Origin of the sequence: Pseudomonas sp. IT-P395, from assembly GCF_949767675.1 — a bacterium.
Lineage (GTDB): Bacteria > Pseudomonadota > Gammaproteobacteria > Pseudomonadales > Pseudomonadaceae > Aquipseudomonas.
The window spans coordinates 85,996-100,780 of the sequence record NZ_CATKPW010000044.1 but is presented as its reverse complement, the minus strand read 5'-3'; the positions used below and the strand labels follow the sequence as shown (position 1 = coordinate 100,780).

General features: G+C 58.0%; 7 protein-coding genes. 4 read left to right on the top strand and 3 right to left on the bottom strand.

Annotation, left to right across the window (positions count from 1 at the left end; genetic code table 11):
- Nucleotides 1-577: 577 nt before the first annotated feature.
- Nucleotides 578-7,405: a TcdA/TcdB pore-forming domain-containing protein gene (locus ACM6IN_RS20910; RefSeq protein WP_414916639.1), complete on the top strand. Its 6,828-nt coding sequence runs from the start codon at nt 578-580 to the stop codon at nt 7,403-7,405.
- Between the two features lie 86 nt (nt 7,406-7,491).
- Here ACM6IN_RS20910 and ACM6IN_RS20905 read toward each other — a convergent pair whose 3' ends face one another.
- Nucleotides 7,492-8,088: a MarC family protein gene (locus ACM6IN_RS20905; RefSeq protein ID WP_007914577.1), complete on the bottom strand. Its 597-nt coding sequence runs from the start codon at nt 8,086-8,088 to the stop codon at nt 7,492-7,494.
- A gap of 233 nt (nt 8,089-8,321) precedes the next feature.
- Between ACM6IN_RS20905 and ACM6IN_RS20900 the strand changes: the two genes are divergently transcribed.
- Genes ACM6IN_RS20900 through ACM6IN_RS20890 form a run of 3 tightly spaced genes read left to right on the top strand, consistent with a single transcriptional unit; the run spans nt 8,322 to nt 10,517 of the window.
- On the top strand, nt 8,322-9,122 hold the full coding sequence (locus tag ACM6IN_RS20900) for a hypothetical protein (protein WP_414916638.1): 801 nt from the start codon (nt 8,322-8,324) through the stop codon (nt 9,120-9,122).
- Between the two features lie 55 nt (nt 9,123-9,177).
- A complete protein-coding gene (locus ACM6IN_RS20895) occupies nt 9,178-9,879 on the top strand; it encodes a hypothetical protein (RefSeq protein ID WP_414916637.1) in 702 nt (233 codons plus the stop codon).
- A complete protein-coding gene (locus ACM6IN_RS20890) occupies nt 9,876-10,517 on the top strand; it encodes a hypothetical protein (RefSeq protein ID WP_095113540.1) in 642 nt (213 codons plus the stop codon). The genes ACM6IN_RS20895 and ACM6IN_RS20890 overlap by 4 nt, the downstream gene beginning before the upstream one ends.
- 22 nt (nt 10,518-10,539) lie before the next feature.
- Here the strand turns inward: ACM6IN_RS20890 and ACM6IN_RS20885 are convergent, their stop codons facing one another.
- Nucleotides 10,540-13,314, bottom strand: a complete 2,775-nt coding sequence (locus ACM6IN_RS20885; RefSeq protein WP_007914583.1) for a hybrid sensor histidine kinase/response regulator — start codon at nt 13,312-13,314, stop codon at nt 10,540-10,542.
- A 99-nt stretch (nt 13,315-13,413) separates the two neighbouring features.
- Nucleotides 13,414-14,709 carry a phosphoribosylamine--glycine ligase gene (gene purD, locus ACM6IN_RS20880; protein WP_007914586.1) on the bottom strand — a complete coding sequence of 432 codons (1,296 nt, stop codon included), beginning with the start codon at nt 14,707-14,709 and terminating at the stop codon, nt 13,414-13,416.
- Between the last annotated feature and the right edge of the window lie 76 nt (nt 14,710-14,785).

Below are 14,785 nucleotides of genomic sequence, written 5' to 3'. Positions count from 1 at the left end.
AGTCGAACTTTATTATCGGACGATCAAGTTTAAGACAGGGCGGCGCATCCGTTGGGAGCGCCGCTTTGTTTGTTTATCGGATGACTCGTCATACGCCTGTTTATTACCGAATCATGCGCGCAATCAACTTGTCTGTTGTTTGATGTTTCTTGGGAAACTATTTGAATTTTGTGCTTTTTGAAGTTGCCCGGCGGGCAGACTAACTTCGTCGAGGATTCTCTCAGCGAATAAAGGATGAAGTCTGATGGGTGTAATGGAGCAATATGTCGACGAGTTTAATTTTATTTCGGCCAATGAATACTCTGCGTTAAAGCGCGCATTCAAGGCATTTTCCAGTTCTGCCGAATATGCAATGTTGGTGACGCTTTACGAGAATGCTGGCCAGGCCACTAGCCTCGCTGAAAAGCTGCAGGTCGTAACACTCTTTCTGGAAAATTTTGAACGCTTGGCAAAGCGTAACCCAGTGCCCGCGATAGCGTTGATCGATAGCGTCGAAGAAAAATTGCGCGATCACGCAGCCCGCTTGACGGGCACTGTAAACATGCTCAGCGACGTGCCCAGTCCCATACCCGGAATCATGCATTTTGTCTGGGTGGGTGGCAGTGAAGTTGGCAATATCCAGCGCGATTACATGAATATCTGGCGTCAGGTGCTGGCTGCCGAGAATTACCAGTTCAATCTCTGGTACGACAGCGATGCGTTACTGGCTTTCGAAATGAATCGGGTTATATCCGACAGCGCCAGAGTTGCTGCAATGGAGTCTGGCGGGGACACCGTGAGCAACCCCGATGAACTTGCAAAGATGATCGAAGATCGTGCGCGTGTATTAAAGCGCGAGATGTTCGAGTACCTGCAACAACCGCAATGGCAAGGGAAAGCTGATCAGGCCCGGATCGACCTGATGGTGCGCGCTTACGGCAAAGACCGCACGACGCTGGAAGCCTTCCGTCAACGCTGCTTGCAAAGCCATCAGCAAATGGCCGGCAGCGACTTGCAGTTGCGTGATGTTCGACGGGAGTTCGCCGGGCACTTTCTAGAGGATGTCTATCAACGCGAAGTATCGATGCGCGGCAACTTTGCGGCGGCAAGTGACGTTGTTCGCTTGCAGGCCGAATATGCCGAAGGCGGGCGTTACAGTGACATGGATTACTTGCCGCCGCTGGCTGACAGACTGGGCGGTGTCGACATCAGCGGGTTCAGTGACGAGCAACGGCTGGGGGTGTTGCAGCTTTTGCTCAATCATGATGAAAGTTTGATGCCCGGTCGCGACCGCCTGCGCTACGCCGATCACACGGACACTTTGCCTGCCGCACATCGCGAGGCACTGCTGGTCTTTGCCCGCAGCAAGCCCGGCGTCAAGCATATATTTGTCGCACCGCGTGAAGTCGTCAGCCCGCAACACGGTCTGCGAATGGGCACGCAATTCAGCAGAGAGATGAACGCTTATCTGCTGGCACAGCCGCAAAGCGAGATGACGCTCGCGGTCATGCAATTGATCCGCTTCAACTATGACTGCCTGCAGGCCGTTGAGCAGGCGGCCATCGCATCGTCGGTAGACTGGTCACAGACTGAACGATTGCTCGATGTCATAGAAAACGTCATGAACGAGAAAATCGAGCAGGGGCAACTGACGCGCACGCTGCAGGATTTTCTGGGTAAGTTGAGCGAGGCGATTTTAAGCTACTACCGTGACGGCATTCGCGTCGGATCGCGCGGCACTATTGCGCTTACCGGACCCGGTGCAGCGGTGACCGGGCTGAAAAATTACGTCGAGACTCACCTCCTGCCGCACAACGAGGTTACGGTTCAGGAGCGCTTGCGACTGGCCGAGGGTTACAACGTGCAGACCGAGGAGGAAGCGATCTCCGGTTGGACCGTCAATGATGACGCCGAGCAATGGCTGGCCAAAGAGCAGGAAAAGTGGAAAACCGGCAAACTCAAATCACGCTACACCGGCCAACTGGCGGATCTGCTTCAGCCGCAACAGACGCTGACGTTTAAACAAGGCTGGCCCGTAGTCGGCGGTAAAGCGGTGCTGCTGACGTCGGTCCTGCAACAATTGATGGATGATCTGGGCGAACCCTTTGTGCGAGCCATGAGGGACAAGCTCAGCGGTGACATCACCTTCACCCAAGCCTTTACCATCGGCTTCGATAATCGTCAGTTGATCCTTGCGCAACCTGTGCGCGAACTGCCTGTTTCCCATGGCGCCGAATCATCAAGCAACCTCAATGAACTGCTCAGCCGCATTGCCCATGATTCCCTGCCGCTGGAACAACTCAGCCCGTTGGTACGCGTCATGCTCGGGGGCATTTTCGGCGCGACAAGTCTGGACGACGCGAGCTTTGCCAACGTCTGGCAAACCGTGCGCGACCTCGCTGTCGAGACTGACGGCGACGGTACTTTCGCTCGTTATGATGCGGTTGAAAAAGCCCTGCGTCAGCGGCAGTCGCCCGACTTCGAGGCCGGGCTGGTGCGTGGACAAGCGCATGACGTCCTGACAGCCCGCGAACTCAAGGTTCAGGCACTGTTTGAACCCTTGACCTTGCGCCAATGGGGCGAACGTATCGGGCAGATCAATCACACGGCGCAAGGCGAGTTCCGCTCGCGGATTCTCCAGCGCAGTGCGCAGGTGCGCGAGATATTCTTCGAGGCCGGCGCGACCTCGGCCCGGCAGCTGTCGCAGGATTTGCTGATGCACACGAGCAGTGATCCGGGGCGCCGGTGTTATCCGCTGGCGTTGCTGATGGGCGCAGCGGTGGCTGCCGGCGAGTCGGCCGAACGGACATTGGTGGGGCATGTCGCCACGGCCAACGTCAACCATCAGGAACCGAGTTCACAGGCTTTGCTCAGTGCGTTGAATGAACTGCGGGCCTTGCCCACCAGCGCTATTGGTGAATCCCGCGGCTTGCAGAGTCTGGGCTCGGTCATTGCGACACTGGAGGCGAAAAGTACGGCCACCGTCCTGTTGCTCGACACCGGCGATCACGCCTTGCTGGTGGCGAAAGTGCAGGCAGGAGGGCAATTCGTCTATCGATTCTACGACCCGAACTTTGCCATTTATGCGTTCGCCGAAAGCGCGCAGGTGAAACTTGGCATTGAGCGTTATCTGAGTGCAGGCGACAGTGCACTGGCCAGGCTCTACGGTCTGGGCGAGATGGCCGGGGCGCGATTCAACGTGATCGAGTTGAACACGCAGGCGATGGCGACCCGCGAGCTTTCGACGGGTTTGCGTCTGGACAGTTTTTTGCGCATTCCTTCAAGTGATTCACGTAGTGTCCCGGTCTGGGCAAAACAGGCCGTGGCGCGCCAGCGTTCGCTCGGCGAAAACGCGCGGATGGGGGCCAGCCTGGCACAGGTGGATGCGCGCTATTGGGCGCAGGCGTTTGCTCAGGCCATGCAGCAGTTGCGTAGCGAACACTCGCTGGGGCGTGAATATCTGCCGTTGCTGGAAACGCTCACACCTCAGGCGGACGGTGACTTTTCGCTGACGCTGGTCGATGCACAGCATCCGCATCAAGTGCGCACCGTGAGCACGACCGACCCGCGCTTCACTCAGCTCAAGCAGCATCTGCATCAGAGCGTGAAGGCAGGCAAACCCAGTGGCCCGGCCGAGGCTGATGGAGGCAGCCGCTTGAGTTTCGCCTTCGCGATCCAGACGCTGATCAGCGAACTGCGCCATCGTGAATACCAGGCCGGGGATCAGTTGCCAGCCTTGTCGATTGCGCTTCAAGTCCAGGTTTACGTCAGCTATGCGCAGTTGGGTTTTGGCGTGCTCAGCGACACCGCACAGATGATCAACCTGGTGCGGCAAGTGGTGGCCAGTGAACAGGCGTTGGTCCTGCGCCAATCGTCGTTGTCCGGCCGTGTGCTCGGTCGCGGGGCAACCGGCGTTGGTTTTGCGTTTTCGCTGGTCAACATCGGCTTCGACATTCATAACCTGTCACTGGCGCAAAATTACGAGCAGCGCTCGCGGTTCTCCACGTCTCTGGCGTTCAACACAATAGCGTTGGGATTGGATGTTGCTGCATTGGCGGCAGGCGGAACGGTTGGCGCAGCGGCGGCTTTTCTGTCTGTGCCGTTACTCGGCATCGGCATCGGTGCAACGGCCATTGCCAGCAATCTTGGGCAGATTGCCGACAAGGCAACAGCGGTCGGCAATCATTTGCGTGCGATACACAACGCTTACAAACCGGGCGCTTTCACTGTCGCAGAGGGTGTATTGCAGTTCCCGCCAGAAGCCGTGATCACCCACCTGGATCTGCAGGACAGGCGGGTTCGCTTTGACAGCCAGCGCTTTTATCCATCGGGCGGCGGCGCACTCGAATTGCCGAAATACAACGATGACCCGCAGCAGATACACCGTTCCCTCAATATCCGCCAGGCTTTCGGTCTCCCCGAGAGCACAGCGCTGAATATCCACGGGGCCGCTTCACTGCATACCGTGGTGCTGCCTTGCACACCACTCTGCTATTACGGCTACGAATATCAACTGGGAGGCGCGGGCTATGTGTATGAGCCTCTGCCGGGAGAGCAGGTCGAGCCTCGTAACGCCAGTGAAATGCCTGAGCCAGACTTTTACTCGTATTTCAATCCGTTCGCGGCACTGGGCGATACGCTGACGAGCCATCTGGATAAGCGCATCCACACACGCTATCCGCAATTGCGCGACAGTGCGGCGGACAAGCTGGAATACGACGAGCAGGGCAACCGGCGTTTTTATCTGCACAGCACACCCTCTTTCAAACACATCCTCTACAAACTGCATCCGGTCTATAAAGCGACAACGATCAGCGTGGTGCTGGACGAGCAGGTGCGCCAACTAGCGGTGCCGACCTTGCCGATGGAGTGCCAGCACAAGCTGTCCTACGAAATCAGCGCCACGTCAGACCGCTGCCAGCTCCGTCTGACCCCGGGACTGAAAACCGTGAAATTCAATGGAGCGACGCAATGGCTGGTGCATGCTCCTTGGGCCAGCATTGAGCAGGTCTGCTTTGATGACGTATCCACGATGGACGACGGCGCCCTGCAGACATACCTGGCGGGGCGTCAACTAACGGTCGACGGTATCGTGCTGTCGGCCTTCGAGGGGCTGATCGAACTGGCCGGGGGAGAGTTGTTTCAACTGGACTGGCAACGTCAGTCGCTGCGCCTGCTTTCCATCACCCTCAACGATGCTAAAGACAATCCGCGTGATGTCCTTGCCCATCTGCGCCAGCGAGACAATGAAGGGCGTCTGGGCACTGGTTACGTCACGCTTCACCGGTTCAGGGTGCCGTTCAATCCGGCCAGCCACGCTGTGCGCACAACCGCTTTTTACGATGTCGCTCGAAAACGCTTGTTGTACGCGCGCGAGCTGCCGCGCGAAGTCAACGACGGCCTGATGCTGGGCGCCGCCAGCGCTGCTCATGCGTGGTTTTATCATCCCGAGCATGCCACGGTCTGGCGCGTGGCTGTGATCAGCGGCCTGGTCGTGCATCGTTATCGGTTATTGAGTGTGGAGCCCGGTACGAAAATCAGCGCTTTCGGGCAACTGGCGGACGGCACTCTGCGAGTCTCGCAGCAGTTGCTAGAACAAAAGTCCATGAATGTGCGCACGACACTGGAGTTTCATCTGACCGACCGCGAAGTGACCCTGACGGACATCCACATGTGGTCGCCCGGTCTGGAAAAATCTTTCCTCAAGCCCGAGGAGGGCACGAGAATCGCGTTTTTCCGCCATCGCCAGAAACAACGCCGTCCCTACGCAGACGAGACACCCGGTATGGCTTCGCCCATCAGCACCTGGACCTACGCGCCATACATTCACGCCCGTGCCTGGTCCTTCGATCAGTTGCTTGAGCGGGCATGGATTGCCGCGCATCACGACAGGTACTTCCCAGCAGACACCGACAGTGACGCGGACAGGGTGATGCTGATGCCTCGAGCCTCTGATCCCGCCGCTGCGCTGCTGTTTTACAGCCGGCAAAGTCAAATGCTCAGTCATGGCATAGAACTGCGTGACAACGTGCCATGGCACAAGGCGCTTGCGAAAGGTGTGATCGATGTTACGCGCGTTGGCGAAAGCTTCCTGGCCACCCAAGACGATGGGCGAATGTTCGAAGTCGACCTCGGCGCCAAGGACGACAACTGGCTGTCCGAGCTTGATAGACCTGTGCTGAAATTTGTCGGCCTCGGCCAGCGTTGGCTGCAGCAAAACCCCGACTGGCTGACGGCATTACCGGCGCTTGCCATGGAATACAGCAGCGCCGCGTTTGCAATCATCGGCTTGCGTGCCCAAGCGGGTCAGACGTTTCTGCCAGTGTGGTGTATTGACGAAAAACTTGTGTTGATGGACGCCATGGGCAGCCACGAGCTTACGTTGCTGGGGCTAACGCCCGACCGGCAAGCGGTTTGGCTGCTTGATATTACTTCCGGGCAGCTGTGGCGCCAGACGCTGGTTGCTCTCGAGCAGATGCACGCGGCGTTCGGCAACGGCAGCGTGTTGCTGCATCGCCAAGCGTTGCCACAGGCCGAGCGAGTATGGTCATCGTGGGCGTTTTGCGAAGTGCTGCCGCATGGCGACGGGCTGCTCGGGCGTACCCGCGAAGGTGTGACGCTGCAACTGCAGGATCAGCAGCCGGCGCGCATTGTCGGCATGGAAAACCGCTGGTCATACGTCTCGGGCCAGACGTCTGTGCAATTGCAGGAGCGTTTAAAAAAGCTGCTGGACGGGCAAGACCATGCCGCGTTTCTTCCCGTTGAAAATACCGGCAATCGCTACCAATACTACGTGCCGAAGCTTGATCGACTATTCGAGGTGTCTGCTCGGGACGATGGAAAATGGGCTACGTTCCTTGGTACGCGTGATGCGGCCAATCCGCTGCTGTTCGACCCGATTGACCCATTGATCTTCAGCGCCGGAACGGTCGATGGCGTCTGGTTGCCGGGTAGCTACGCCCTCCGTGACGAGGAGGTCATGGTGCTGGAAGTGAGTGATGACCTCACCGAGGTACAGCCATTGCTTGCGGACAGCGTCGAACGGTTGATTCTGACCTTCGGTTCGCGCACGGAGGGTTATCAGATATCGGCCGCAACCTGGCAGCGACTCGATTGCATCGTTGTCGATGTGCGGCGCCCATCCGCGGAGCAGGAGACGGAACCTGGCTTGTTGGTGCTGGATATGCCCGAGTGTGGGCATTGGCTGATGTCGCGGATCGATGGCCACCTGGTACTGGCCGATCCGGACAATGGCCACAGTCTGATCGTACGCGGGATCGAGGAGCAGGGTTCATGCGAACTGGCTGTCAAAATCGCTGGCCGTCAGTACGTGTTCGCACTCGAACAATGCTTGAAGGCTTTGGCGAGCGTGCAGGGCAATGACGCAACTGCCAGCCTGGCGGTGCTGGCTGACCATTTGCTCTGACCGGTGAATTCGTCTGAAAACCAAAACGCCGCGAACGTTGTCGTTCGCGGCGTTTTAATTTTGGCCGGCGCACTCGGGGGCCGGTTTCAGGGCACCAAATAGCCTTTGATCCCGGTAAAAATGATCTGCGCCGCCAGGGCGCAGACAAACAATCCCATTAAACGACTGACGATCTGCAATCCCTGATCCCCCAGAATCCGCTCAATACGATTGGACAGGTAGAGCACCACGCCCACGGTGAAGCTGGCCAGCGCGATACTGATGATCGCGGTGAGCTTGTCGTCCCAATGCGGCTGGCTGACGCCCATCACCAGCAAGGCACCGATTGTGCCCGGGCCAACCGTCAACGGGATGGTCAGCGGCACAATGGTGACGTCCTGCTGCACGTTGTCGGCCTGTACCGCCGGTTTGCCCTGCGCCATGCCCAGCGCCGAAATGAACAGCACACTGCCGGCGCCGATGCGAAACGCATCCACGGTGATGCCGAACACATCGAAAATCACCCGTCCGAACAAATACAGCAGGACGCTGGAGACCAGCGTCGCCACCGCGACCTTCCAGGCCAGCCGCCGTTGCTCCTTGCGCGAATAACCGCGGGTCAGACTGATAAAACAGGACAGCACGAAGAACGGGCTGTAGAGCACCAGCATCTTCAGGTAAACGCTGAACAACACGTGGAGCATGGTCATGTCTCGCTGGGAAGGAGAGTGGGGAGGGAGTCTATCAGCGCTTTGCGGGGTTGGGGTATCGACTTTTATAGCGCTGATTGTTATTGGTTTAGTTGTTTGTTAGTTGTGGTTTTATTGCTTTGGTAAGTAGTGTTACATGTTTTTGTTTGTGGGGTGTTGGTGTCTTTGGTTATGGTCGTTTTCGCAAGTTAATGAAGGCTTGCTTAAATGATGATAAGGAATTGAAAGTGAATAATCCAGTAATGCAACAGCTCTATGTCGCCAACTGCATTAGTGCTTTGCAGCAATATGAAATTGATGAGGTTCCAACTATTCAAGGTCGTGGTGTTGCCCTGACCCTTAATTCGGGTGACGCCGTGGACGCGCCGACAAAGGCGGCAGTTGTTGGCGAGGGTCTTTTGGCATTTTCTGCTCATCTGACGGATGACAATCGGACCGACGCACAAAATGCCTTTCTTTTCGCGACACTTGTAGCCAACAAGAAATTCCCGCTCGAAAGCCAGGGCCTGGAGTGGTATCTGCTGTTTCGCGAGGTCATGACCAACTCAGGCTGGACGCCTGTTACCAAGTACTACAACGATCTGGAAGTTGCGGGCACCAGCGTACGGATGGATAAACTGGTCCTGGAAATTCTCGGCTCGGTGGTAGCGGGTCTTGCGGTGCCTGGTCCTGCAACTGCGCTGATGCTGAAGACGGCGGGCGACGCCATCGCCGCTCTGAAAAAACGCGACACCGCATTGACTCTGTATGAGCGCAATCTGCTGAACCACGGCGTTGGCGGCATCACCGCTGGCGTCTGTACCGAAGTTAATGGTGAAGCCATCATGGCCGTCGGCGCTGTGCGTTTTCTGCGTCGCAATACTTCTACTAAAGTTATGTTTGTCGATGTGGATATTCGCAATGTGAAGTTGTACACCGGTGAAACGATCTTTGCCAAGAATACCGAAGTTGCTGATAAGGCGCGCATGGCCATCAGGACTAAGCTGGGTCTGAACGTGGTATCGAAAATCGAAGAGTATGAAATCTGATTGACAGAAGAAGGGCAGTCATGGCGACTGCCCTTTTTAATTACGGAGGCCTAACATGGATGATGAGTGTTTAGTTCTGATTGTCGGGGCTTGTGTGGTGATTATTCCCGATGGTGAACGGCTGGAAGTTTATAGCGATCTGGTCAATTCGATTTTGCTGGCGCAACTGGTTGCCAATAAGAAACGTGAAAAATCCCTGTCCCCGGATTGGTACGGCACGTACGTGAGTGTTCTTGATGATTTCTGGTTGCGCCATCAGAAGTCGAAGCAGACATGGCAGGTCAGCAATCCCGGAAGTCAGTCCGCGCTGGAGTTTTTCAATACAGCGTTAAGCAATGATGCCATGCCTGAAACCCGAATAATGGGTGCTGTTCTGCAGCGAATGGCACAAATACCGGGCGACGAACTCGCCATCCAGCGATTGCGCAGTTTCATGAAAATATCGGCTACGGCCGAGTCGGACAGCATGCCGCCGCCGTTGGCGAAGGTACATCTACTGGTAATTGTCGCGAATGCTGCCGATTCGATAGCAAGCGCGTTTGTTGAGTTCGAGGCGTCACTCGAGTTAAGCCAAAATCCATTTCAACAGATGTATCAGTGCGAAGAGGTTCAAGGCTTGGTCCATGTGCATCACGCCCGGGCAAGTCTGTCGGAAATTCGCTACAGCGGCGCGCGTGAGGCGATTGCCAGGAAAGTCAGGGACAAACTTGCGGACAGCGTGGCAGTGCTGAATCTGCCCAAGGAGATTACGGCATGAAGGACTTGATTACACCGCAGGCTGCGGTGGTGGGCGGCAGTGTCGTGGCGTTTGCCGGTGGCCTGCCTGCGACCCATCGAGACGACATCTACATGAGCACAGCCTATGCGCAAAGAGCAACGCGCGCGGCGTTCGAGGACGGACTATCGGGGGACTGGTTCGAGTACTACAGGAATGTCCTGAAATTTGTCGGATGGGACGTGCCGAAACCGCAAACCTTGACGCCGTCGCGCAATAATCTGATGGCCGGTCAGGCAACGCAGCGTATCGCGGCGGTATTGGGTGAGCAGTTCTGCGAACCTATGCGGCGTGCGCTGCAGGTGATGGAGCGTGACGCATTGGCACTCAGGCTGTTCGAGTCCACGAGCCTGCGTGCCAATGTCGGATATTTTCAAATGATCCCCTGCGTGATGAGTGGCCCGAACAAAGTGGAAATGGGCATCTATCACCGCCAGTTCCAGATCGAGAGAGAGGCCAGCGGGTTTTTGTTCAGCGAGGATGAAACACTCATCCACAACAGCGTTGAACAAATTGCTGCCATTACATTCAACACGCTGCATTACGCACAGTTTCGCGAAAAGGTGAAAAACTCCGTCATCACCGGCTCACTCAAATACCTTGATGGCCTGGAGATCTGATCGAATAACAATACGATCCTGCTCAGAAGGTCGACGCCGTCCGATTCTGCTGATCTCGCTGGGCAACCCAGTGCTCGATCAGCTCGCGCAATTGCGACAACTCGACCGGCTTGGACATGTGCCCATCCATCCCGGCCTGACGCGCGCGCTCCTTGTGTTCGGCGAGAATGTGCGCCGTCAATGCCACGATCGGCGTGCGGATGCGTTGGTTGCTGACTTCCCACGCGCGCAGTTGCTGGGTCGCCGAGAAGCCATCGAGAATCGGCATTTCGCAGTCCATCAGCACCAGGTCGTAACGCTGGGCTTTCATCGCTTGCAGGGCTTCTTCGCCGTTGGCGGCGGTGTCCGGTTGCAGGTTGAGCTTGCCGAGCATGCCGCGAATCACTTTGGTCGAAATCGTGTTGTCTTCGGCAACGAGGATGCGGAAGTCGCTCGGCACTTTGGCAGCCGTGGCTGGGGTGACCACTTGCGGCTGGAACACCACTTGGCCTTTGTTGCGCTGGTTGAGTTCGTCGGCCAGCGTAGTCTTGAGGGTGTAGCCGGCCACCGGTTTGGCGAGGATGCGTTTGATCCCCGAGTTGCGCGCGATGATCTTGCTCGGCGCATTGCTGATGCCGGTGAGCATGATCAGCAGAATGTCGTGGTTCAGGCTCGGGTCTTCCTTGATCTTGGCCGCGAGCTGCATACCGGTCATGCCCGGCATGTTCTGATCGAGCAACACCACATCAAAGTAATCGCGCAGGTGCGCCTTGGTGCGCAACAGGGCCAACGCTTCCTTGCCGGAGGGCACGGCGCTGACATTCAGCCCCCACGCGCTGCATTGCTGCACCAGTACTTTGCGACAGGTGTCGTTGTCGTCGACCACCAACACTCGTGCGCCTTGCAATGGGCTGTCGAGATCGGAGGTCGGGTGTTCGAGGCGATCCGGATCCAGCGGCAGGGTCAACCATAAGGTGCTGCCCTGATTGGCGCCGCTCTTGATGCCGAATTCGCCTTGCATCAAACGGATCAGCTGACGTGCGATCACCAGCCCCAGATTGCCGCCCAAGCGATTCGCCGAGAGGAAGTGCTTGCTGTGCAGTTCGGCGTGCATCAGCGCGTCGCGTTCTTCCTGATCCATCGGTTGGCCGCTGTCCTGCACAGCGATGCGCAGGCGTGGCTTGCTGCTGCGTTCGTCGAGCGCGACGACGATCAGCACTTCACCTTCATCGGTTTTCTTCAGAGCGTTTTCCAGCAGGCTCAGCAGCGTCTGACGCAGACGTGTCGGGTCACCGCTGATCACTCGCGGCACTTGCGGCTGGATGAAGCTGATCAGTTCGACGTTCTGCTGTTCGGCCTTGGCGCGGTAAATGCTCAGGCAGTCATCGATCAAGGCATTAAGGTCGAACTGCACGTCGTCCAGTTCGATTTGCCCGGATTCAAGCTTGGAAATGTCGAGGATCTCGTTGATCAACGTCAGCAGTTCGTTGCCGGCGCTGTGGATGGTCTGCACGTAATCGCGTTGCTTGACCGACAGTGGCGTGCCCAGCAGCAGTTCAGTCATGCCGAGCACGCCGTTCATCGGCGTGCGGATTTCGTGGCTGATCTTGGCGAGGAATTCGGCTTTGGCGTTGATCTCGGCATTGCTTGCGGCGAGGTCGCGGCTGACGCTGAAACGGCTTTCGGTGATGCTGCGCTGACGCTCACCGAGGGCGATGCTCATCAGCAGGCCGCTGATGCAGATGAATGCCATCAGGGTCATGATCAAGCCTTGCGGCGAGACCAATGTCAGCCCCAGCAAGGCCGGAAGAATGATCAGCGTGCCGATGTTGAACACCACCATCGCCGCGACGAACAAACGCGCCGGGCGGTAACCCTTCTGCCAGTGATAGAACGCGACGAACAACATGCTCAGGCCGGCCAGCGCCACCAGTGCATAAGTGATGATGTTCAGCGGCAGGGTGTTGACGAACAGCAGCAACAGGCTGCAGGTCACGATAAACAGAATGTCGCCCAGCAACAGTTTGTTCAGCGGATGCGGGCCGAGCGGGGCGAAGAAGCGATAGGCGAACATCAGCCCGGCCGGCGCCGTCAGCAGCAACGCCAGATAGGCGCCCGGCGTCTGCACCGCATGCCAGTTCGGCAGCCAGGGACCGGCGAGGTTGAGCAGCAGCAACAGGCTCAGGCCCAGCAGGCCTTCACAGACCGCCAGCCATAAGCTGCTGCGCGAGCGGGAATAGGCGTAGCGCACCAGATTGTGCAACAGCAGCATGCCGAGGCAGCCGAACAGTAAACCGAAGACCAGCGTCTGATTGTGATTGGCCGCGCTCATCACCGCCGATTGCAGGGTGACGTGCGGGCGCAACTGATGGTCGGACACCAGGCGCAGATACACGTCGAGGGGTTTGTCGCTCTGCGGCAACGGCAACATGAAGTCGCTGCTCGGCAACGGCCGTTCGGCCTGCGGCTGGTCGGTGCCGGTGTTGCGTTGCTCGATCAGCTTGTCGCCGTCGAGTACGTAGAGATTGAGCTGTGACAGGTCGGGGGCAAAGATGCGCAGCACTTGCTCGTGCTTGCCCGGTGCCAGCCTGAAACGCAGCCACAAGGCGCCATCGGGTTCGGACGCGGTGAGGCGGTCAAGGTCGATGGGGCTGAATTGATTGGTGTAGCGAGCGGAGCGGATATCGCTCAGTTGCAGATTGCCCTGATCGTCGAGCAATACCGACCAGCCACTGCCTTGCGCGGCCTGGGCCGGAAGCATGCAGAGCAAGGTCAGCAACGTGACGGTGAAGCTTATGGCAATCCTGAGCCAGCGCACGGCGAAATCCCTTCGTAGGTTGATGCCAGAATATAACGATGCGCGGCGGCGGAACAGCCCGGCGAGGAACGGTATCCCTCGCCGGACTTGATCGACAGCTTATTCCTGGGTTTCGCCACGTTCACGGGCAATGGCGCGGTAGCCAATGTCCTTGCGGTAGAAGCAGCCTTCCCAGTCGATGGCGGCCGCGAGCTTGTAGGCTTGCTGCTGCGCTTCACCGACGCTGGCGCCCATTGCGGTGGCGCAGAGCACGCGACCGCCGGCAGTGACGACGTTGCCGTCTTTCAGTGCCGTGCCGGCGTGGAAGACTTTGCCTTCCAGCTTCGCCGCAGCATCGAGACCGTTGATCGCTGCGCCCTTGGCGTAGTCGCCCGGGTAGCCGCCAGCGGCCAGCACGATGCCGACGCTCGGGCGTGGATCCCATTGGGCTTCGACCTTGTCCAGCGCTTGCGCGAGCGCCGCTTCAACCAGCAGCACCAGGCTCGACTGCAGACGCAGCATCACCGGTTGGGTTTCCGGATCGCCGAAGCGGCAGTTGAACTCGATGACTTTCGGGTTGCCGGCTTTGTCGATCATCAGACCGGCATACAGGAAACCGGTGTAGACGTTGCCTTCCTCAGCCATGCCGCGCACGGTCGGCCAGATCACCAGATCCATCACGCGCTTGTGCACGTCGGCGGTGACCACCGGGGCAGGGGAGTAGGCACCCATGCCGCCAGTGTTCGGGCCGCTGTCGCCGTCGCCAACACGTTTGTGGTCCTGGCTGGTGGCCATCGGCAAAACGTTTTTGCCGTCGACCATGACGATGAACGAAGCTTCTTCGCCGTCGAGGAATTCTTCGATGACCACGCGCGAACCAGCGTCACCGAAAGCGTTGCCGGCGAGCATGTCACGCACGGCGTCTTCGGCTTCAGCCAGGGTCATGGCGACGATCACGCCTTTACCGGCGGCCAGGCCATCGGCCTTGATCACGATCGGTGCGCCTTTTTCACGCAGATAAGCCAGGGCCGGCTCGATCTCGGTGAAGTTCTGGTAGTCGGCGGTCGGAATCTTGTGACGGGCGAGGAAATCCTTGGTGAAGGCTTTCGAACCTTCCAGTTGCGCAGCGCCGGCGGTCGGACCGAAGCAGTCCAGGCCACGGGAGCGGAACAGGTCAACGACGCCAGCCACCAGCGGCACTTCCGGGCCGACGATGGTCAGGGCAACGTTTTTCTCGGCGAAGTCGGCCAGTTGCTCAAGGGCCAGCACGTCGATGGCGACGTTTTCGCACTTGGCTTCAATGGCGGTGCCAGCGTTGCCCGGAGCGACAAAAACCTTCTGCACGCGCGGATCCTGAGCCACTTTCCAGGCCAGGGCGTGTTCACGGCCACCGCTGCCAATGATCAAAACATTCATTTCAAAAACCTCGGATGACGCTAATTCTGTGGGGGCTGATCGTTCCCACGCTCTGCGTGGGAATGCCTCTACGGAC